This window comes from Nonomuraea sp. ATR24, from assembly GCF_041950485.1.
Taxonomy (GTDB): Bacteria; Actinomycetota; Actinomycetes; order Streptosporangiales; family Streptosporangiaceae; genus Nonomuraea; species Nonomuraea ceibae.
Genome location: NZ_JBGNUU010000014.1, coordinates 250,471 through 270,961 on the forward strand (window position 1 = coordinate 250,471; position 20,491 = coordinate 270,961).

A 20,491-nucleotide genomic window follows, 5' to 3' on the forward strand; every position below is an offset into this window, starting at 1 on the left:
TAATCCGATTTGCTGCTACTTCTTCATCGCGAGCCCCGCCAGCAGGTACGACGGCAGCGGCGTGCCGCCGACCAGCCTCGGCCGGTCCGGGCGCCACTCGGCCGCCTGCACCAGACCCGGCGGGACCAGCGCGAAGTCGCCGAAGAACGCGCGGATCTCCGCCGGGCTGCGGGTGCCGTCCCGGCGGTCGCCGGAGGCGGCGTGGGTGAGCGCCACATAGCTGCCGGGCGCCACCGCCTCCCGCAGCCGGGACAGCGCCGGCCCCGGGTCGCGGCCGCCGTGCGGCATCGACACCAGGAACACGGCGACCGGCCGCGACAGGTCCAGGAAGCCCTCCGCCCTGGCCAGCACCTCGCCGGCGTCGAGCGGATCGGCCTCGGCGAACACCGCGCGGGGCTCGTCGGCCAGCAGTTCGCGGGCGTGCTCGGCGACGACCGGGTCGTGGTCGACGTAGAGCACCTTCGCGCCGGGCACGACCTCGTGCACGTTGCCCCGGGTCGGCAGGCCGCTGCCCAGGCCGACGAACTGGCCGACGCCCTCGGCGGCGACGTAGCGGGCGGCGCGCTGGAGGAAGCCGCGGTTGGCCCTGGCCAGCGGCACGGCCTCCGGGATCAGGTCCGACAGCCTGTCGATGGCCTCGCGGTCGACCGCGTAGTTGTCCGTGCCGCCGAGCAGGTAGTCGTACATCCGGGCAAGATTGGGAGTGCGTGGGTCGAACTGGGACACATTTCGACCCTAGGCGCTCACTGTCAAGGGCCACAGGGGGCCGATTCCCACTGTGACCCCTCCGACGGTAAGCATTTCCTGCCCTCGGGTCACTCCACTGTGACGCTCTTGGCGAGGTTGCGCGGCTTGTCCACGTCACGGCCCAGCGCGACCGCGGCGTGGTAGGCCAGGAGCTGCAGCGGGATCGTCAGCAGGATCGGGTCGAGCTCGATCTCGTTCTTCGGCACCACGATCGCGTCGTCGGCCAGCTTGGCGTCGGGCTCGCGGTGGCCGACCATGAGCACCTGGCCGCCGCGGGCGCGGATCTCGCCGAGCGTGGTGAGGTTCTTGTCCAGCAGTTCGTCGTCGGGCACGATCGCCACCGTCGGCATCTCCGGGCCGATCAGCGCGAGCGGGCCGTGCTTGAGCTCGCTCGCCGGATAGGCCTCGGCGTGCACGTACGAGATCTCCTTGAGCTTCTGTGCGCCCTCGCGGGCCACCGGGTAGCCGCGCACCCGGCCGACGAACATCATGCTCGCGTGCTTGGCGTACTTGCCGGCCAGCTCGGCGATCTTGTCGCTCTGGGCGACGATCTCCTCGATCTGGTCGGGCAGCCGGCGCAGGCCCTCGCAGATGCGCCTGCCGTCGGCGGGCGACAGGTCGCGCACCCGGCCCAGATGCAGCGCGAGCAGCGCGAAGGCCACCGCCGTCGAGGTGAACGCCTTGGTCGAGGCGACCGACACCTCCGGCCCCGCGTGCAGGTAGACGCCGCCGTCGACCTCGCGGGCGATGGCGCTGCCGACCGCGTTGACGATGCCGATCACCCGGCCGCCCTTGCGCTTGAGCTCCTGCACGGCGGCCAGCGTGTCGTACGTCTCGCCGGACTGGCTGATCGCCACGTAGAGGGTGTCCTGGTCGACGACCGGGTTGCGGTAGCGGAACTCGCTGGCCGGCTCGGCGTCGGCCGGGATGCGGGCCAGCTCCTCGATGAGCTGGGCGCCGATCTGGCCCGAGTAGTAGGCCGACCCGCAGCCGATGATCTTCACCCGGCGGAACGAGCGGGTCTCGCGGGCGTCCATGTTCAGCCCGCCCAGGTGCGCGACGTGGAAGCGCTCGTCGAGCCTGCCGCTCATCGTGCGGGCCGCGGTCTCCGGCTGCTCGGAGATCTCCTTGAGCAGGTAGTGCTCGTAGCCGCCGGTGTCGTAGTGTCCGGCGTCCCAGTCGACGGTCAGCGGCTCCTTGGCCGTCTCGCGGGCGTCGCTGGCGAAGGTGTGGAAGCCGTCGGCGCGCAGCACCGCCAGCTCGCCGTCCTCCAGGTGCACGACCTGCCGGGTGTAGCGGACCAGGGCGGCCACGTCGGAGGCGGCGAACATCTCCTTCTCGCCGATGCCGAGCACGATCGGGCTGCCGTTGCGGGCCACGACCACCTCGCCCGGCCGCTCGGCGTCGATCACCGCGATGCCGTACGTGCCCACGACGCTCTTGAGCGACTTGCGCACGGCCTCCTCCAGCGTGTCGTTCTCGTCCACCGCGCGGGCGATCAGGTGGGCCAGCACCTCGGTGTCGGTCTCCGACCGGAAGCCCACGCCGTCGGCGATCAGCTTGGCGCGCAGCTCGTCGGCGTTCTCGATGATGCCGTTGTGCACGACCGCGACGCGCTCGTCGGACGACAGGTGCGGATGCGCGTTCACGTCGCTCGGCACGCCGTGCGTGGCCCACCGGGTGTGGCCGATGCCCAGCGTGCCCTTGAAGCGCGCGGGCACCACCTTGGCCAGATCGGCCACCCGGCCCTTGACCTTGCGCAGCTTGAGGCCCTTGTTGGAGACCACGACCCCGGCCGAGTCGTAGCCGCGGTACTCCAGCCGCTGCAGCCCTTCGAGCAGGATGGGCGCCGCGTCCTGCGGCCCCACGTACGCGACGATTCCGCACATGCGAGGTCTCCTATCCGTAAACGATCCGGCGCAGCTGACGCAGCGACAGCTCGGGGGCCGCCACCCGGCGGCCGCGCAGCTCCGCGGCGATCCTGGGAAAGATCTCGTCATTGGTCAGGCCGCGAGCCTTGAGCTCGCCGTGACGCCGCCGCACGAACTCCTCCACCGGCTCGGAGAAGTACGCCAGGACGTCGGCCACCACGCGCGCCGCCTCACCGGGCCCCAGCGGGGTGCTCCTGGTGAGGTGGGCGATGAGGTCCTCGTAGGGATGCCGTGCCGTGGACACAGTCGAGGACATTACGCAGCTGGAACGAGACACTTCAACTTCCTGCCCGATATCGGGCAGGATTTACCTCCATCTTCTGTCATGAGGGAGGAGATCACCATGAGTCACATCTGCCTCTACTGTCCCGTCTGACACATCCCCATCTGGGAATGGTTACGGTGAGTATTCACCGTGTGCCATTCCGTGGGGGTTGTCATGCTGTTGTGGGCCGCCGTCGTCGCCGCCGCCACCGTCCTGGTCGCGCCCGGCCACCCGGACGGCCGCCAGGCGGACTTCGCCGCCGCCGCCCGCGCGTACGGGGTGCCGGAGAGCGTCCTGCTCGGCGTGTCGTACCTGCAGTCGCGCTGGGACGCCCACGGCGGCGCGCCCAGCACCGCCGGCGGCTACGGCCCCATGCACCTCCTCGACCCCGCCGCCGCCCGGCCCGGCCCCGGCCACACCCACGCGGACCGCCGCGGCGACCCGGCCCGCCCGCTGGCGCAGGCGCCTGTTCACCACGAGGACGCCGGTGAAGCAGGCGCCTCGACCGCGGGGGCGACGCTGGCCGAGGCGGGACGGCTCACCGGGGTGAGCGCGGAGCGGCTGCGCAGCGATCCGGCGGCGAACATCCGGGGCGGCGCCGCACTGCTGGCCTCCTACCAGCAGCGGCCCGGCGCCGATCCGGCCGCCTGGTACGAGGCCATCGCCCGGTACGCCGGGTCGCGGGCCTTCGCCGACGAGGTGGTGTCGGTGATGCGCTCGGGGGTGGAGCGCATCACCGACGACGGGTCGGTGGTGCGGCTGCCCGCGAACCCGCGCCTGCCCGGCCCCGCGCCGCTGCGCCGGGCGAAGGGGCACGCCGAGTGCCCGCACACGCTGGCCTGCGAGTGGATGCCCGCCGCGTACGCGCGCACCGGCAAGGGCGACCACGGCAACCACGACCGCCTGGACCGCGCCCGCCGCATCGACTACGTGGTCATCCACGACACCGAGGGCACCTACGCCGGGATCCCCTCGCTGGTGCGCAACCCGAAGTACGTGAGCTGGCACTACACGATCCGCTCCCGCGACGGGCATGTCGCCCAGCACGTGCGGAACAAGGACATCGCCTGGCATGCCGGCAACTGGGACGTCAACACCCGTTCGATCGGCATCGAGCACGAGGGGTACCTGGCGCAGGGCGGCACCTGGTACACCGAGGCGATGTACCGGGCGTCGGCCAGGCTGGTGCGCTACCTGGCGGACCGGCACGGCATCCCGCTGGACCGCCAGCACGTCCTGGGCCACGACAACGTCCCCGGCACGTCGGCGAAGACGCTGCCGCAGATGCACGACGACCCGGGCCCGTACTGGGACTGGGCGCACTACTTCGACCTGCTCGGCAAGCCGTTCGAGCGGCCGGGGCACGACGGGCCGGCGTACGAGCTGACGGGCGGGTTCGCGGGCGACGAAAGCGGCCCGGGGTCGGTGCTGGTGCTGCCGTCGTACGACGAGCACCGGCCCAGGTTCACCGGCTGCGTGAAGGCCAGGCCGGCCGGGCGGTGCCCGCGGCACGGCGCGTCGGCGGTGTGGCTGCGCACCGAGCCGCGCGAGGACGCCCCGCTGGTGGACGACGCGGGCAAGCGGCCCGGCGCACCGAGCACGTACAGCGTCTACGACCACAGCGCCCGCGCGTCGGCGGGGCAGCGGTTCGGGCTGGCGGAGCGGCGGGGCGACTGGACGGCCATCTGGTATCTCGGGCAGAAGGCCTGGTTCCACGACCCGTCCGCGCGCCCGACGTCCGTGGCGGCGCGGGGGCCGCTGGTCACGCCGGTCCGCCCGGGCGTCAAGGTGTACGGCCGCGCCTTCCCGGAAAGGTCGGCCTATGCGGGCACCCGCGCCCCGGTCCAGCAGCACGCCGCGCTGCCCTACACGCTCGCCCCCGGCCAGACGTACGCGCTCGGCCAGAGCCTGACGGGCAGCTATCACTCGGCCCGCTCGTTCGACCCGGCCCGGCACGTCACGGTCAAGGGACGGCTGCGCTACCACCAGATCCAGCTCGGCCACCGGGTGGCGTTCGTCCGGGCGGACGACGTCCGTGTCATCCGCTGATTTTCGCCACAGGGGCCTCACAGTGCGCACGGGCACTCCCAGGAGGCGATATGGTTTTCCCGTGGCCGGTTCAGTGCCGGAAACACGCGGAAGTGGCTCAGTGGTAGAGCATCACCTTGCCAAGGTGAGGGTCGCGGGTTCGAATCCCGTCTTCCGCTCGGAGTTCAACTCCTGGTGGAGTGGCCGAGAGGCGAGGCAGCGGCCTGCAAAGCCGTCTACACGGGTTCAAATCCCGTCTCCACCTCGGTGCGGTTCGGCGGACTCGTCAGGATCGGCTAAAGTAAGTGCAACGCCATGCGGAAGTGGCTCAGTGGTAGAGCATCACCTTGCCAAGGTGAGGGTCGCGGGTTCGAATCCCGTCTTCCGCTCTGAGACAACTCAATCCCGGACGATTAGCTCAGCGGGAGAGCGCTTCCCTGACACGGAAGAGGTCACTGGTTCAATCCCAGTATCGTCCACCACCGACCGCGAAACGCCCCGGCCTCCGATGGAGGACCGGGGCTCTTTCGTCATCCGGCGGGGCGGCCGAACCAGGCGTCCACGGTGGCCTGGGCGATGGCCGTCATGCGGCGGCCGTAGTCCTCGTGGCCCCGGGCGACGAAGCTGCCGTCGTCGCACGGCAGGGCGGCGAACCCGGTGCGGAACCGCTCCGGCGGCCCCTCCTGCGGGAGCGGCGCGTAGGGCTCCAGCGGCGCCATGTCGTATCCCGACCGGACCCCGTGCCGGTTGCGCGCCACCTGGTGGGACGCCACCCGCAGCAGCGCTTCGATCCCCTGGTCCAGGCAGAGCTGCAACAGTCGGAACTGGGTGTCGAGGTACTTGGCGTGCCCCCGGGAGGGGTGCTGCAGCAGGTAGGCGCAGACGACGGGGGCGTGCCAGCGGTACATCTCCGGATCGCCCTGCTCCTCGGCCAGGATCGCGTAGTAGTAGTCCTCGCACAGGCCGAGGGGGCCGGCTTCCGCGCCGCAGTCGCACTGATCCATGCGCGGCACCCTAGGCGCACGGCGACAGGCTTGTCATCCGAATTCCCGGCCTCCGCCAAGCCATGTCATTACTCTCCGTTGACCAAATATGCCAAAAACCAGCATTTATCGTCGCTCTCCGTGTATATCGGCACGCTGAGCGGGTAGCGCGCAGGCATTGGCTCCTCGGAGGAGGAAACCGTGGACATCAACATAGGCCAAGGCATATCCGATGCCTGGCGGATGATCGCGACATTCGTTCCGAAGCTTGTCGCATTCGTCGTCATTCTCATTATCGGCTGGATCGTGGCCAAGGTGCTGGCGAAGGTCCTGGGCAAGCTGCTGAACCGGGTCGGCTTCGACCGCGCGGTGGCACGCAGCGGCGCCGCCGGGCGGTGGCAGGAACGCAGCCGTTACGGCGCCAGCGGGCTGCTGTCGAAGCTCCTGTACTACGCGCTGCTGCTGATCACGCTGCAGATCGCCTTCAGCGTGTTCGGGCCGAACCCGATCTCGACGCTGCTCACCGGCGTGGTGGCCTGGCTGCCGCTGGCCGCGGTCGCGATCGTGATCATCGTGGTGGCCGGGGCCATCGCCAAGGCGGTCCGGGACATCATCTCCAGTGCGCTCGGCGAGCTCTCGTACGGCCGCTGGCTGGCGACGGCCGCCGCCGTGTTCATCTGGGCCCTGGGCATCATCGCCGCGCTCAACCAGATCGGGGTGGCCACCGCGGTCACGATCCCGGTGCTGATCACGGTGCTGGCGACGCTCGGCGCCATCGCGGCCATCGGCGTGGGCGGCGGTCTCGTCCGGCCGATGCAGCAGCGGTGGGAACGCTGGCTGGGCCGGATCGAGCAGGAGGCGCCGCAGGCCAGGGCGCACGCGGAGGCGTACCAGCGGGGTCGCGGGGACGCCCAGCAGATGACCGAGGAGGCTCCGCACGTCCAGTCGGGCGGCGCCACCCGGTCCGACTACCGGGAACCCTGACGTGCCTCACGGGACCGGCCGCCCGGCCGGTCCCGGCGCGTCAGGCGGGGAGCTCCCCCTCGAGGAAGCCCCGTTCGCGGGCGAGCCAGCACACCGCCGTCAGACGGAGGGCGGCGGCGTCCGGCTCGCCGCTGAACGCCCAGCCCCGGTGTCGCAGCTCGTCGAGGAAGCCGAGCAGGTAGTCGCCCAGCGTCTCGCGATCCAGCGGGATCGCGTCCCGCAGCACCGCGGCGTGCTGGTCCACCGCGGCGACGAGACCGGGGTCCGTGGTCATCCTGGCGAGCTGGTCCTGCCCGAGGGTCTGCATGACCGAGCGCAGCGGCGCAGCCGCCCATCCATCCGCAAAAAGCACCATCAAACCCTAAACCATGCCAAAACCCCTTTACCCGTCCCGCCCACGTCCGGGCGGCCGGCTCAGGGGAAGGGCAGTCCCACGTAGTTCTCCGCCAGCGTCGTGGCCGCGACCTCCGAGGACGTCACGTAGTCCAGGTGGGACAGCTGCAGCCGGCGCCCGTAGTCGTCGTCGGAGTCGAACGTGTGCAGCAGCGTCGTCATCCACCACGAGAAGTGCTGGGCCCGCCACACCCGCTTCAGGCACGCCTCGGAGTAGCCGTCGAGCAGGCCGGTGGAGCCGTCGTGGAAGAACGCGGCCAGCGCCTCGGTGAGCACCCGCACGTCGGCCACGGCCAGGTTCAGCCCCTTGGCGCCGGTCGGCGGCACGATGTGGGCGGCGTCCCCGGCCAGGTAGAGGCGGCCGTACTGCATCGGCTCGGTGACGAAGCCGCGCATCGGCGTGACGCCCTTCTCGATGATCTCGCCGGTCGTCAGCGCGAACCCGGGCACCGTCTCCAGCCGGGCCTTCAGCTCGGCCCAGATCCGCTCGTCGGGCCACTCGGCCACGTCGGCGTCGGGCGGCACCTGGAGGTAGAAGCGGCTGATCTCGGGCGTGCGCATGCTGTGCAGGGCGAAGCCGCGCTCGTTCCTGGCGTAGATCAGCTCCTCCGACGACGGCGCCACCCTGGCCAGGATGCCGAGCCAGGCGAACGGGTAGTCGCGCTCGTAGGTCCGCAGCACGCCCGGCGGCACCGACGGCCTCGACACGCCGTGGAACCCGTCGCACCCGGCGATCACGTCGCAGTCCAGCCGCTCACCGCCGAACGTCAGGTACGGCCGGTCCTCCGGCGAGTGGATCGCCACGTCCTCGACCTCGAACCGCACGTCGCCGCCCGCCTCCAGCCTGGCGGCGATGAGGTCCTTGACCACCTCCTGCTGGCCGTACACGGTGATGGCCCGGCCGGGCACCAGCTTCTCGAACGGGATGCGGTGTCCCGCGCCGCCATAGCGGAGCTCGATGCCGTGGTGGGGCAGGCCCTCGCGGAGCAGCCGCCCGCCGACGCCCGCCTCCACGAGCGTGTCGACCGTGCCCTGCTCCAGCACGCCGGCGCGGACCCGGCGCTCGACGTAGTCGCGGCTGCGCTTCTCCAGCACCACCGAGGAGATGCCGCGCAGGTGGAGCAGGTGAGAAAGGAGCAGGCCGGCCGGTCCGGCGCCGATGATCCCTACCTGAGTTCGCATGAGCACAGCATGCTGCCCGCCGGGTCCCGGATCGAGAACCGGCTTCCGCTCAGTGGAAGAATGGCGACATGTCAGGCGGCGCCCGCGAGCCGGGCCGTACGGTCACCTCCAAGGTGCTGGCCATCCTGGGCGCGTTCGACGCCACCCACCGCGAGCTCACGCTCACGCAGATCAGCGAGCGCAGCGGCGTCGCCCTGGCGACGGCGCACCGGCTGGTCGGCGAGCTGGAGCGGTGGCAGGCGCTCAGCCGCGACCCCGGCGGGCGGCTGCGCGTCGGGCTTCGGCTGTGGGAGCTCGGCCAGCTCGCGCCCGGACGGCTGCGCGAGGTCGCGCAGCCGTGGCTGCAGGAGCTGTTCGCGAGCACCGGCGAGAACGTGCACCTGGCCGTCCGCGACGGCATGGAGGTCCTGTACGTGGACAAGGTGTACGGCAGGCGCGCCGTGCCCATCGTGTCGCGGACCGGCGGGCGGCTGCCGATGCACCCGACGGGCGTGGGCAAGGCGCTGCTGGCGCACGAGCCCGACTGGTTCGTGCAGTCCTACCTGGCGCGCACCCTCGAACGCCCCACCGCGCACACCATCACCGAGCCGGGGCGGCTGGCGCGCGAGCTGGCCGCCGTGCGGGCGCAGGGCCACGCGCTCACGTACGAGGAGATGACGGCCGGGTCGTGCTCGGCGGCGGCGCCGGTGCTCGTGGAGGGCCGCGCCATCGCGGCGGTCGGGATCGTGCTGGCCGCCCGGCGGGCCCGCGAGCTGCCCCGGCTGGTGGAGCCGCTGCGCGCGGCCGCGGCGGGCATCGCCCGCGCCGCCGCCCCACCGGCCGGGGACTGACGGGCATGTCCGGGGCCTGGTGGGTAGGTGCTGGTCATGCTCATCATGCTGACGGGCGCGACCGGCACGCTCGGCCGGGCCGCGGTGCCCGCCCTCCTCAGGGCCGGCCACGAGATCCGGGCGCTGAGCCGGGAGGAGCAGCCCCGGCGTGACGTCACCTGGGTGCGCGGCGACCTGGCCACGGGCTACGGCGTGCGCGAGGCCGTGGCCGGCTGCGACGCCGTCGTCCACCTGGCCGCGCTGGACCGCGCGACGGCGGGCGACCTGCTGTCGCGGCCCGGCACCGCGCCCGGCGCGCTGACCGTCGACGCCACCGGCACCCGCGCGCTCGTCACCGCCGCCCGGGAGGCGGGCGTGACGCACCTGCTGCACGTCTCCGCCGTCGGGGCCGGGCGGTCCGGGCCCATGCGCCGCCGGGCCGAGGCAGAACGGTTCGTCAGGGAGAGCGGCCTGCCCTTCACCATCCTCCGCGTCACCCACCTGCACCAGCGGCTCGACCAGGTGCTGCGCGGGCTGGCCGGCTCGCCGGTGCTGCCGGTCGACCGGTCGCTGCCGTGGCAGCCGCTCGACGCGGGCGAGGCCGCCGCCCGGGTGACCGGCCTGCTCGCCGACGGACCGGGCCGCGCCGTGACCGAGTACGGCGGGCCGCACGTGCTGGCCACGTCCGAGCTGGTCAGGACCTGGCTGGCCGCCCGAGGGCTGCGGCGGCTGTGCCCGCCCCTGCGCTACCCGGGCAAGGTCGCCGCCGCCCAGCGCAAGGGCGCGCTGACCACCGACGCCATGCCGAGGGGCCGGATCACCTGGCACGACTACCTGAACCCGCCGCCGATGCCGTCGGAGGACTTCGCCGAGGAACACACCGCGTCGCCGACCAGCCCGGCGAACCAGCCCGAACGCGACCCCGACCGGCACGTCTACGGCGGCGACGAGGGCTACCAGCGGCCGACCCGCGGCTGACGCCGCAAGCCCCCATAATGGGGCAGTTATGCGGCCTCATGCTCTGATCAAGGACGTGGAACAGGTCGCGCACGGGCAGCGGTGCCGCCGCCTGGCCGAGCACGGGCGGCGCCTGGCCGGCCGGCCCGAGCTGCGCGCCCTGCTCGACGGCCTGGCCCGGCTCGGCCCGTACGAGCGCTTCCTCGCCGTGCGGCTGGCGGCGGCGGCCCGCGACCTCCCCCACATCGCCCGGGCCACCGGCGACCCCGACCCGGACGTCGGCCGCTACGCGATCGTCTCGGCGGTCAAGCTCGGCGCCCCGGACGAGGTCGTCGCGCGGATCGTCCGCACCGGCCCGGCCGCGCGGCGGGCCGAGGTCTACCGGGCGATCCGGCGTCACGGCCGCGGCGACCTGGCCGCGCTGCTCATCGACGACGTGCGGCAGCGGTGGGGAGACCGCGAGGCGGCGAGCCTGCTCCCGGCCTGCCCCGCCGATCTGGCCGCCGCCCTGCTGCCCGGCCTGGAGCATGCCGTGCCCAACTGGCGCGCGCTGGCCAGGCGGCACCCGCTGCTCGTGCTCGGGCACGCCGAATCGGCGCTGGCCGGGCTGCCGCTCCCGCTCCGCCCGGCGTGGTGGCTCACGCGCGGCCCCGGCGTCGAGGCCGCCGCCGCGCACGCTCCCGGACGCGTGATCACCGTGCTGGAGCAGCACTGGAGCCCGCGCGGCGCCCGGTGCGTGAGCCTGCTGCTGAAGGCCGACCCCGACCGCACGCTCGCCCTCTACCTGGTCCCCGGGCGGCAGGCGCAGCTCGCCGGGCTGCTGCGGCGCGCCGCGATCCGGCGGCGGCTGGCCGCGCTGCCCGACGACCGGCTCGGCGAGGCCGGGCGGGCGGTGCGCGACCACGAGCCCGCGCTGATCAACCTGCTGCGGGCGGTGGCGCCGGGCCGCAGGGAGGCCGTGTTCGAGCGGCGACCGCCGGCGTGGACCGGTCGCGGGCGCTGCCGTCGCCGTTCCTGCTGAACGTGCTGCCGCTGCGCCCGCGCGTCGCCGAGGCCCGGCGCATGCTCGGGCTGCGCGCCGTCGCCGACGACCCGGCGCGCACCCTGGAGATCACCGCCTTCCTGCCCTACGCCGACGCCGAGCCCGCCCTGCTGGCCGCGACCCGCCGGTCCGAGGGCGCCGACCGGGCCATCGGGTACGGCCACCTGATCGCCTGCGCCGGGCGCGACCGCGACCCCGCCGTGTTCATCCGCCTGCTCGGCGCGCTCGGGCGGCTGCGCAACGAACAGGACCCGGTACGCCAGGCCGCCCTCGCCGCACTGGCCGCCGTCCCGCCCCGGCTGTTCGCGGCCGAGCACGTGCCCGGCCTCGACCGGCTCGTCGAGGACGCGCTGGCCGCCCGCGACTGCTCCTACCACACCCGGCTCGCCCTGGCCCGCCTGGCGACCCGCGTCTTCGAGCAGGGGGCCGCGCGCGACGACCCCGCCCTGCTGGAGTACGGCCTGCGCGCCTTCGACCGGCTGACCGGCTACGTGGGCACCGCCTCGCTCAGCCACCTGTCGCGCGTGCTGCGGCGCGGCCAGGAGGTCACGCTGGTGCGGCGGCTCGCGCCCCACCTGGAGGCGGGCGGCCGCCGCGACCGGCACAAGCTGGCCTTCCTGCTCGCCAACGCGCTCGGGCGGCGCGGCCACGACCTGCCCGAGCTGCAACAGGCGCTGCGACGTGCCCTGACCGCGGTCAGCGAGCTCACCGCCATCGAGGCGATCGACCTCTGGCTGGAGCCGCCCCGCACCCGGGGCGAGCGCGTGGCCGGGCTGCTGGCCGCCGACCCGTCGACGGTGGCCGTGGGCAGCGTGTTCGCCGCGCTGGTGTGGCACCGCACCGACCTGCTGGACGCCGTCCTCGGCCGGCGCGCCCCCTCCGGCCGCTTCGCCAGGAGCGACGTGCGGCAGGTGCGTCACGTCCCCCGCCGGGCCGTCCTGCGATGGACCGCCCGGCAGCGCGACGCGTACGTGAAGCTGCTCGAACAGGTCGCGGGCCAGGGCGGCCTGCCCACCGGCGAGCGGGCGCACGCCGTGCGGTCACTGGGCGAGATCCCCGGCGTCGAGGCCGGGCGCCTCCGCCGCCACCTGGAGTCGGACGAGGCGCTGCTGCGGCGGGCCGCGCTCACCGCGCTCCCGTGGACGGCCCGGCCCCAGGACGTGCTCGCCGCCCTGCTCGCCCGCGCGAGCGGCGACGACGCGCACGTGGCGGTGTACGCGGCGGCGCGGGCGGCCCGGTTCACCCCGCCCGCCGAGCTGGCGGCGGCCCTGGAGCCGGTACTCGCCGGGGGCAAGGTCACCGCGCGCAAGGAAGCCGTCCGGCTCCTCGCCCGCCACCGCGCCCCCGGCGCCATCGGGACCCTGCGGGACCTCTGGCACGCCGACGGGCAGCACAAGGACGTCCGCGTGGCCATCGTCTCAGCCGCCCTCGGCCTCCTCCCCGCCCCGGAAGCCTGGCCCCTCCTACGCGAAGCCGTAGGCGCCCCGGCCGGCTCCCCGGCGAGCGACCCCCCGCCCTCCCCCGCGGACCGCGCGACGAACGGCGGCCCGGCCTCCCCGGACGGCGGTGTGGTGGGTGACGGTGCGGCGGGGGATGTGGCGGCTCCGGTGCTCGGGGTGCATCCGCTGGCGGTGCCGGAGCGGTGGCGGGTCGCGTACGGGGGGCTGGTGGTGGCCGCGACGCGGGCGCGGGACCGGCGGACGCGGCTGATCGCCGTCGAGACGCTGCCCCGCTGGGCCGCGTACGCGCCGGAGGCCGTGGAGCGGCTGGCCGGGCTTCTCTCCGGGCTGGACGAGACCGCCGACTGGAGGGCCGCCGCGCGGGGGCTGGTCAGCGCGGCGTGCTCCGGGCACGGGACGGCCGAGCTGCGCGGGGCCGTACGGACGCTGGCCGCCGCGCCGGCCGAGCCCGACGCGGGCGCCGACCGCGACCGTCCGGCCGCCCAGCGGCTGGCCGCCGTCGTGTCGGACCTGTGCGAGGCGCACCGGGCCGACCGCGAGCCGGCGGCGGCGGTGGTAGCGGAGGTAGCCGCCGAGCTGCCTGCCCACCTCGCCGCCGAGCTCCTGGCCGCCACCGTCGACTGGGACGACCCGCACGCCGTGCTGGACCGGCTGACCCGGACGGTCCCGGGCGTCCTGGCCGCCGTCACGACGGCCCACGCCCTCGCCCGGTCGGCGGAGGACGTCCCCGCCGACCGGGTCCTCCCCCACGCCCAGCGCCTCGCCGCCCTTCATCCCCCGGGCCTGGGGACGAATGAGGTGACGGCCGAGGTGGCGGCGTTGCTGGCGGTGGGTCTGGCGGCCGAGTGCGGGCCGCGGGCGGGCTGGCCGGAGCCGTGGCGGGCACTGCTGCGCCAGGTGCGCGCCGACGGCCCCCGCGAGGCCGCCTACCAGGCGTCCCAGGTCATCACCGCGGACGAGTGACGACAAGTCGCATGCCCGCGTACATGCCCGCGCGGGCATCCACGCGGGCATCCACGCGGGCGGCCCCCGCGGCGCGCAGGGGCCGGCGAGAGCGGGGGCAGGCGGGCCTGTCAGGACGGCGGGCGTGTGAGGACGGCGGGCGTCAGGTCCAGGGGTCGTAGTCGGACTCCAGGGGCTCCTGCGGGGGCCGCCGGTCCTCCGGCACGTTCTGCAGGTTGACGCGGATCCGATACCACACGCTGCTGCGCCCGCGCATGCCGTCGACGAGCACGTCGGCGGGCTCCAGGAGGGCGGCCACGTCGGGGTGGCGGGCCTTCCAGCGCTCCAGCCCGGCCAGCGCCTCGTCCTTGTGCTGGGCCTTGGCGATCTCGATGACGGGCCGGGTCTGCACGCGGCGCCCGCTGCCCTTGGGCGGCTTGGGCGGCGGGCCCAGCTCCTCGGCCAGCTCCAGCAGGCCGTCGAGGGAGCCGGGGTGGGCGTCCATGTCGGCCCACGGGTCGCCGAGCTCGGCCAGCCGCGCGGGCACGGTGGCGACCGTGTAGGCGGCCGGGTCGCAGCCGGGCACCTCGTCCCAGCTGAGCGGGGTGGAGACGCGGGCGTCGGGCACGGCGCGCACGGAGTAGGCGGAGGCGACGGTGCGGTCGTAGGCGTTCTGGTTGAAGTCGACGAACACGCCGTGGCGCTCCTCCTTCCACCACCGGCTGGTGGCCAGCCCGGGGGCGCGCCGCTCGACCTCGCGGGCGACGGTCTCGGCCGCCTTGCGCACCTGGGCGAACGGCCAGCGCCGCTCAATGCGGGCGTAGACGTGGAAGCCGCGCGAGCCGGACGTCTTGGGCCAGGCGGTCAGCCCGTGGTCGGCCAGCACCTCGCGGGCGACCTGGGCGGTGGCCAGCACGTCGGCCCAGCCGACGCCCGGCACCGGGTCGAGGTCGATGCGCAGCTCGTCCGGGCTGGCCAGGTCGTCGGCGCGGACCGGGTGCGGGTTGAGGTCGACGCAGCCCAGGTTGACCACCCACAGGAGCTGCGCCAGGTCGGTGCAGACGACCTCCTCGGCGCTGAGCCCCGAGCGGTAGCGCAGCTCGGCCACCTCGATCCAGGCGGGCCGCTTGGCCGGGGCCCGCTTCTGGAAGAACGGCTCCTCCTCGATGCCTTTGACGAACCGCTTGAGCACCATCGGCCGGCCGTGGACGCCGCGCAGCGCCGCCTCGCCGACCCGCTCGTAATAGCGGACCAGGTCGAGCTTGGTGATCCCGGCCTGCGGGAACACCACCTTGTCGGGGCTCGTCACGCGTACCTCGCGGCCGGCGACCTCGATGTCGGGCATGAGATCACGATACGCGCGCGGCCCGACATTCCCGGGGCGGCGTGCGCGGGATCAGGGCCCTTCGGGGTCGACGGCGTCGCGGTCGGCCCAGAACGGTTCGACCAGTTCGCGCAGCCGCTTGGCGCCGACCCGTTCGAGCAGCGCCAGCGCGCCGACGTTGTCGGTGAGCTGCCGCATGCGGGTGACGCCGAACAGCACGGTGCAGGTGGCCGGGTGGGCGAGCGTGAACGCGACGCAGAGCTGTGCCGGGGTGGCGTCCAGGTCGGCGGCGACCTCGGCGAGCCCCTTGGCGGCGGCCATGATCTGGTCGCGGATCCCGCCGGGGTCGCGGCCGATCTCGCGGGTCGGCGTCGCCCGGCCCGCCAGGATGCCGCCCTCCATGACGTCGGACGCCTGCAGCGAGATGCCCTCGGCGAACAGCGCGGCGAACGGCTCGCCGTCGGGGATGGAGCGGCGGCACGGGCTGTACTTGAGCTGGGCGAGCTGCGGTCCCGGCGAGCCCGCCTCCAGGGCGTGGTCGCGCAGCGTGCGGACCGAGGTGGCCGACCAGTTGTTGACGCCCCAGCAGCCGACGAGCCCGGCGGCCTCCAGGTCGGCCAGGTCGGCGGCGAGCCGCCGCAGGTCGAGGTCGGCGCGCCGGATGTCGCCCAGGACGACGAGGTCGGCCCGGTCGGCGCCGACGCGGAACAGGGCACGTTCGAGCTGGTCGCGCAGCGGCTGCTCGGGGTAGCCCTCCAGCCAGAGCTTCTCCGACAGCAGGTAGTCGTCGCGGGCGATTCCGGCGGCGCGCACGATCGCCGAGAACAGCACGTCGGTGAAGACCGGCGGGTGCCCGGGGAAGCCGTAGACGCCGATGTCGAACAGGTTGATCCCCAGGTCGACGGCGCGGCGCACGAGGGCGACCGCGTCGGCGAAATCCATCCGGTCGTAGGTGTGCCACGATCCCAGGGACAGGACGGAGGCTTCGGGGCCGCAGGTTCCGATCCTGCGGCGCGGCACGGTGGACATCTGTCTCCTCGTAGGTATGGGGGGTTCGTCAGGGCAGCCACGGGTGGATGACGGCCTTGACCTGGTCGAGCCGCGCCATCGACGCCAGGGCGGCGCTCGCCCCGCCGAGCCCGACCGGCTCGCCGAACAGCTCGTCCCAGGCGAAGCGCGTACGGAAGGCGCGCAGGAACTCGACGGCCCGGTAGTAGTCGCCGACGTCGCCGTTGAGCGAGCCGAGCACGGTCAGCTCCTTGCCCATGATCGTGCCGAGCGGGATCGGGTCGGGGCGCGGGCCGGTGCTGCCGACGACGACGAACCGGCCGCCCCAGGCCGCCATGTCGACGGCCTCGGCCCCGACGCCGGGCGCGCCGGCCAGGTCGAGGACGAGGTCGGCGCCCCGGCCGCCGGTGGCGTCCAGGACGGCGGCGACCCGGCTCGCCGCGTCGCCGTCGAGCCCGACGACCACGTCGGCGCCGAACCGGCGGGCCAGCTCCAGCCGGCTGCCGGGCGCGCCGACGGTGATGACGGTGCCCGCCCCGGCGGTGCGGGCGACGGCGGTGGCGATGATCCCGAGCGCGCCGGCGCCCTGCACCACCACGCTCGATCCGGGCCGTACGCTCCCGGCCCGCTCGAAGGCGTGCAGGACGGTCTTGACGGCGCAGCCGGCCGCGGCGGCCCAGGTGTCGGCGACGTCGTCGGGCAGCACGACCTTGAGCGCGCCGGGGGTGACGTAGGCGTGCCCGGCCAGCCCCGCCGTGGCGTACGGCCAGCGGTCGGCCCGCTGGCGGAACCCGTAGCCGCGGTCCGCGCAGGCGACGGGGGCGCGCAGCACGGTGCAGCCGTAGCAGCGGCCGCAGACGGACTCCGACCAGCCGATCCGGTCGCCCGCCTTGACGGGGCGGCCGAGGGCGTCGACGGTGCCGGGACCGGCGGCCTCGACGGTGCCGGTCATCTCGTGGCCCAGCACCATCGGCAGCATGCCGGGCCAGGACATGGCGCCGTTCCACAGGTGCACGTCGGTGGCGCACAGGGTCGCGCAGGTGATCCGGACGATCGCGGCGCCCGGCTCGACCTCGCCGGGCAGCGGCAGCTCCTCGATCACCAGCGGCTCGCCGTGCGCGCGCAGCACGGCGGCACGGGTGGAGGCGGGAACGGTCATGCTCTGCTCTCCTCTTGGGTCATCTGCTGTGGGCGGTGTCCCAGACCTCGTGCCGGCTGCGCCACCACAGCAGCACCACGATCACGAGGAACGGGACGACGCCCCGGTACTGCTGGATCGCGCTCAGCGACGCCGACAGGCCCTCCAGGCAGCCGAGGACGAGGCCGCCGGCGAGCGTGAGCGGCAGGCTGCGGAAGGCGCCGACCATGGCGACGGCGAAGGCGGTGGCGATGAGGTTGCCCAGCGTGGAGAAGTCGCCGCCGAGCCTCGGCGCCACCAGGAGGATCACCAGCGTGGTGACGGCGCCGATCGCCGCCCACACGCCGACGGCGAGCCTGGGCGCCGGGATGCCGACGACCTCGGCCGTGGCGGGCCGTTCGGACAGCGCCTGCAGCCGCAGGCCGACGAGCGTGCGGTTGAGCAGCAGCCCGACGCCCACCGTGATGAGCACCGCGAACGCCAGCGACACCAGCACCGACTGGGGCACCACGACGCCGCCGACGGTGAACGCGGGCGTGTCGAACGGCGCGGGGAACCGGCGCGCTCCCGTCGTCGTGCCGCCGAACAGCCGCAGGCCGATCGCCATGACGGCCACGTACACGGCGACGGTGACGGCGGCCTTGGTGCGCTCGTCGTGGTCGCCGAACCAGCGGACGAGCACGGCGCCCAGCAGCGCCGACAGCGCCGCCCCCGCCGCGACGCCGAGCGGCAGCGCCAGCCACACGCCCAGCCCGGCGTCCATGAGCGACACCATGACGAAGGCGCCCATCGCGCCGACGGCCGCCATCGTGAAGTTGACCACGGCGACCAGCCGGTAGGTCAGCACGACGCACAGCCCCAGCAGCGCGTACACGCCGCCGCTGGTCAGCCCGGCGACCACGGAATTCAGCATCGAGCACCTCCTGGGCGGGCCTGGCCGGTCACTTCCGGCCCGGGACGATGAAGTCCTCCGGCAGCACCTGCCACTTGCGGTCCTGGACCTTGACGAACCGGCTGCCCTCGATCGGGTTGTGCGCCTCGCCGGGGCCGAAGACGTACGGGGTGCCGACCATCGGGTAGTCGATCGGCCGCATGGTCTTGAACGCCTCCGTCACCGACTCCCGGGTGATCGGGCCCTTGACCGTCTTGAGCACCTGGACGAACACGTCCGCCGCCATCACCGCGCCCTGGCTGAACGCCGTCTTCTGGATCTTGCTCCCGTCGACGACCCTGGCCCAGCGGTCGTTGCCCGGCAGCGTCTCGTCCGTGTACGGCTGCCACTCCGTCCCGGCGTAGGCGTTCATGCCCTCCGGGATGACCTCCGCGTTGGCGTCGGTGTAGCTGTTGGCGCCCATGATGAAGTCCACGTCCTGCATGCCCTGCGTCTTGGCCTGCGCGAACCACGGGCCCACCTGCGCGTTGTAGAGCACCGCCTGGCAGCCCGCGCCCTTGGCCTTGACCAGGTAGGGCGTCGGGTCGCCCTGGCCCACCGAGGTGTCCTTGACCGTGAGCGCCTTGCCGGTGAGGTCGCTCCACTCCTTGATCGCGGCGTCGATGCCGCCGCCGCTGCCGGGCAGCGTCGTGTAGAACATGCAGACCTTGTCGTGCTTGAGCGTCTCGGAGGCGTAGTAGAGCATCGCCGTCAGCAGCTTGAACGGGCCGGGGTTCACCGGGGCGATGTTCGGGCTGGTGAAGCAGGCCGGGTCGACGCCGATCGCCGGGACGGACACGATGCCGGCGTTGCTGTAGGTCGCCCGGTTGAGACCGCAGTCGACCGCGCTCGACGAGCCGACGAGCGCCACCACCTCCTCCGACTCGATGAGCTCGATCGCCGCCTCCGTCGAACGCTGCGGGTTCATCGCGTCGTCCTTGCTGATGAGCTCCAGCTTGCGGCCCCCGATGCCGCCCGCGGCGTTGACCTCGTCGAAGACCGCCTTGACCGCCTGCGGGACCTCCGGCGTCTGGAACAGGCCGGTGATGCCGTTGATCGAACCCACCTTGATCGGGCCGTCGGCCCCGCCGCCCTCCCCCGAGCAGGCGGCGGAGGCGAGAACCAGGACGGCGGCGGCCGCCGCGGCCAGATGCGAACGCTTCATGTGAGGCACATCCTTCGTCTGGAGGGGTGGGGGGTTCAGGGCACCGGCACGTCCGCGGCGCCGAGGTAGGCGGCCATCACGGCCGGATCCTCGAGGACGTCACCGGTGGGCCCCGAGGCGATGACGTGCCCGAAGTCGAGCACCGTCACCTCCTGACAAGCGGCCCGGACGAGCTCCATGTCGTGCTCGACCAGGAGGATCGACACCCCGAAGCGTCTCGGCGCCTCCACCAGGCACGCGCCGAGCTTCAGGGACTCCGCCGCCGACTGCCCGGCAGCGGGCTCGTCGAGCAGCGCCACCCTCGGCCCCGCCGCGACCGCCGCGGCCACGTCCAGCAGGCGCCGGGTCCCGACGTCCACGATCGACACCGGCACCTCGCCCGGCGGGCAGCCGAAGAACTCCAGCAGCTCGTCCGCCTCCCGCCTGGGCAGCCGCCGGCCGGCGCCGATCGTCAGATACTCGTACTGGGTGAGCTCGGGGGCGATCACCGTCGTCTGGAACGTGCGGCGCAGCCCCCGGCGGGCCCGCGCCGCCGGGGCCAGCCGGTCGATCGGCTGCCCGGCCAGCGTCACCGTGCCCTCGTAACCGGCGACGAAGCCGGTCACGGCGGCGATGAACGTCGACTTGCCCGCCCCGTTCGGCCCGATCAGTCCCACCACGGCGCCGTCGGGCACGGTCAGGTCGACCCCGTCGAGCGCCACCACCTCCCCGAACCGCACCCGCAACCCCCGCACCGCCAACCCCGCGTGGCGAGCACCCGGGGACCTCCCGGCCTGTGCGGCGTCCCCCGCTGCGGCACCCCCCTGCGCCGTGGGCACGGCCTCGCCCCCGCCTGCGGCGATCACACGAGCCTCCGGCACGGGCTCCCGTACGTGCTCCGTACGGGCGACGTCGTCCGGGAGGCCATCGCCGGTCGCCGAGCCTGCGCCGGCCGGGCTGGATCCCCCGCCGGCACCAGCAGCGCCGGACGCCGCATCCCCCGCCCCGCCTCCCCCGGCCCCGCCCGCAGGGGCCGGAACGAGATCACCGGTAGCTGGATCCCCGGGGCGAGGAGCCGCATCCGTCCCGTCCTCGCCCGCTGCGGCGCCCGAGTGGCCCGCCGCCGCAGGCTCCTGTACGTCTTCCGTACGGGGGGCGTCCTTCGGGAGGCCGCTCTCGCCGGAAGTGGCGCTTGCGGTGTCCGGGGCGGGGGCGGTGTCCGG

At 73.9% G+C, this 20,491-nt stretch carries 18 protein-coding genes and 4 tRNA genes; 10 read left to right on the top strand and 12 right to left on the bottom strand.

What is annotated here, in order from left to right; genetic code table 11:
• Positions 1-15: 15 nt before the first annotated feature.
• From ACBI99_RS30775 to ACBI99_RS30785, 3 genes are all read right to left on the bottom strand, one after another.
• Positions 16-726, bottom strand: coding sequence for an SAM-dependent methyltransferase (locus ACBI99_RS30775; RefSeq protein ID WP_219511114.1), 711 nt, complete (start codon positions 724-726; stop codon positions 16-18).
• An 89-nt stretch (positions 727-815) separates the two neighbouring features.
• Positions 816-2,636, bottom strand: a complete 1,821-nt coding sequence (gene glmS, locus ACBI99_RS30780; RefSeq protein WP_219511112.1) for a glutamine--fructose-6-phosphate transaminase (isomerizing) — start codon at positions 2,634-2,636, stop codon at positions 816-818.
• Positions 2,637-2,646: 10 nt separating this feature from the next.
• A complete protein-coding gene (locus tag ACBI99_RS30785; protein ID WP_219511110.1) occupies positions 2,647-2,934 on the bottom strand; it encodes a hypothetical protein in 288 nt (95 codons plus the stop codon).
• A gap of 183 nt (positions 2,935-3,117) precedes the next feature.
• Here ACBI99_RS30785 and ACBI99_RS30790 point away from each other — a divergent pair, with 183 nt between their 5' ends.
• The 5 genes from ACBI99_RS30790 (at position 3,118) to ACBI99_RS30810 (ending at position 5,453) form a co-directional block, all read left to right on the top strand.
• The gene (locus tag ACBI99_RS30790) at positions 3,118-4,992 is read left to right on the top strand and encodes an N-acetylmuramoyl-L-alanine amidase (protein WP_375074098.1); all 1,875 of its coding nucleotides are present in this window, start codon (positions 3,118-3,120) and stop codon (positions 4,990-4,992) included.
• An 86-nt stretch (positions 4,993-5,078) separates the two neighbouring features.
• Positions 5,079-5,150: transfer RNA gene (locus ACBI99_RS30795), tRNA-Gly, on the top strand.
• 15 nt (positions 5,151-5,165) lie between these two features.
• Positions 5,166-5,236, top strand: a tRNA-Cys gene (locus ACBI99_RS30800).
• A 52-nt stretch (positions 5,237-5,288) separates the two neighbouring features.
• A tRNA-Gly gene (locus ACBI99_RS30805) sits at positions 5,289-5,360 on the top strand.
• Positions 5,361-5,378: 18 nt separating this feature from the next.
• Positions 5,379-5,453: transfer RNA gene (locus tag ACBI99_RS30810), tRNA-Val, on the top strand.
• A 48-nt stretch (positions 5,454-5,501) separates the two neighbouring features.
• Here the strand turns inward: ACBI99_RS30810 and ACBI99_RS30815 are convergent.
• A complete protein-coding gene (locus ACBI99_RS30815) occupies positions 5,502-5,975 on the bottom strand; it encodes a DUF5946 family protein (RefSeq protein ID WP_357593211.1) in 474 nt (157 codons plus the stop codon).
• A 222-nt stretch (positions 5,976-6,197) separates the two neighbouring features.
• Here ACBI99_RS30815 and ACBI99_RS30820 point away from each other — a divergent pair, with 222 nt between their 5' ends.
• The gene (locus tag ACBI99_RS30820) at positions 6,198-6,938 is read left to right on the top strand and encodes a hypothetical protein (RefSeq protein ID WP_246646274.1); all 741 of its coding nucleotides are present in this window, start codon (positions 6,198-6,200) and stop codon (positions 6,936-6,938) included.
• A gap of 40 nt (positions 6,939-6,978) precedes the next feature.
• On the opposite strand, the gene ACBI99_RS30825 is transcribed toward ACBI99_RS30820, so the two are convergent.
• Positions 6,979-7,290: a DUF6401 family natural product biosynthesis protein gene (locus ACBI99_RS30825; RefSeq protein WP_357593209.1), complete on the bottom strand. Its 312-nt coding sequence runs from the start codon at positions 7,288-7,290 to the stop codon at positions 6,979-6,981.
• Positions 7,291-7,352: 62 nt separating this feature from the next.
• A complete protein-coding gene (locus ACBI99_RS30830) occupies positions 7,353-8,513 on the bottom strand; it encodes a 4-hydroxybenzoate 3-monooxygenase (protein WP_219511101.1) in 1,161 nt (386 codons plus the stop codon).
• A gap of 68 nt (positions 8,514-8,581) precedes the next feature.
• On the opposite strand from ACBI99_RS30830, the gene ACBI99_RS30835 reads away from it, so the two are divergent.
• Genes ACBI99_RS30835 through ACBI99_RS30850 form a run of 4 tightly spaced genes read left to right on the top strand, consistent with a single transcriptional unit; the run spans position 8,582 to position 13,744 of the window.
• Positions 8,582-9,343 (top strand): IclR family transcriptional regulator, encoded by a 762-nt coding sequence (locus tag ACBI99_RS30835; protein ID WP_219511099.1) that lies wholly within the window; start codon positions 8,582-8,584, stop codon positions 9,341-9,343.
• A 36-nt stretch (positions 9,344-9,379) separates the two neighbouring features.
• A complete protein-coding gene (locus ACBI99_RS30840; RefSeq protein ID WP_357593203.1) occupies positions 9,380-10,300 on the top strand; it encodes an NAD(P)H-binding protein in 921 nt (306 codons plus the stop codon).
• A 28-nt stretch (positions 10,301-10,328) separates the two neighbouring features.
• Positions 10,329-11,300 (top strand): hypothetical protein, encoded by a 972-nt coding sequence (locus tag ACBI99_RS30845; protein WP_375074099.1) that lies wholly within the window; start codon positions 10,329-10,331, stop codon positions 11,298-11,300.
• Positions 11,261-13,744 carry a hypothetical protein gene (locus tag ACBI99_RS30850; RefSeq protein ID WP_375074100.1) on the top strand — a complete coding sequence of 828 codons (2,484 nt, stop codon included), beginning with the start codon at positions 11,261-11,263 and terminating at the stop codon, positions 13,742-13,744. Before ACBI99_RS30845 ends, ACBI99_RS30850 begins: the two co-directional genes overlap by 40 nt.
• A gap of 142 nt (positions 13,745-13,886) precedes the next feature.
• Here the strand turns inward: ACBI99_RS30850 and ligD are convergent, their stop codons facing one another.
• Genes ligD through ACBI99_RS30880 form a run of 6 tightly spaced genes read right to left on the bottom strand, consistent with a single transcriptional unit; the run spans position 13,887 to position 20,008 of the window.
• Positions 13,887-15,068, bottom strand: a complete 1,182-nt coding sequence (gene ligD, locus ACBI99_RS30855) for a non-homologous end-joining DNA ligase (RefSeq protein ID WP_375074101.1) — start codon at positions 15,066-15,068, stop codon at positions 13,887-13,889.
• A 51-nt stretch (positions 15,069-15,119) separates the two neighbouring features.
• Positions 15,120-16,076 carry an aldo/keto reductase gene (locus tag ACBI99_RS30860; RefSeq protein WP_375074102.1) on the bottom strand — a complete coding sequence of 319 codons (957 nt, stop codon included), beginning with the start codon at positions 16,074-16,076 and terminating at the stop codon, positions 15,120-15,122.
• A 28-nt stretch (positions 16,077-16,104) separates the two neighbouring features.
• Positions 16,105-17,214, bottom strand: coding sequence for a zinc-binding dehydrogenase (locus tag ACBI99_RS30865; protein WP_375074103.1), 1,110 nt, complete (start codon positions 17,212-17,214; stop codon positions 16,105-16,107).
• 19 nt (positions 17,215-17,233) lie between these two features.
• The gene (locus tag ACBI99_RS30870) at positions 17,234-18,106 is read right to left on the bottom strand and encodes a branched-chain amino acid ABC transporter permease (RefSeq protein ID WP_219511087.1); all 873 of its coding nucleotides are present in this window, start codon (positions 18,104-18,106) and stop codon (positions 17,234-17,236) included.
• A 28-nt stretch (positions 18,107-18,134) separates the two neighbouring features.
• A complete protein-coding gene (locus ACBI99_RS30875; RefSeq protein ID WP_219511085.1) occupies positions 18,135-19,289 on the bottom strand; it encodes an ABC transporter substrate-binding protein in 1,155 nt (384 codons plus the stop codon).
• Between the two features lie 35 nt (positions 19,290-19,324).
• Positions 19,325-20,008 (bottom strand): ATP-binding cassette domain-containing protein, encoded by a 684-nt coding sequence (locus ACBI99_RS30880; RefSeq protein WP_375074104.1) that lies wholly within the window; start codon positions 20,006-20,008, stop codon positions 19,325-19,327.
• Positions 20,009-20,491 lie beyond the last annotated feature (483 nt).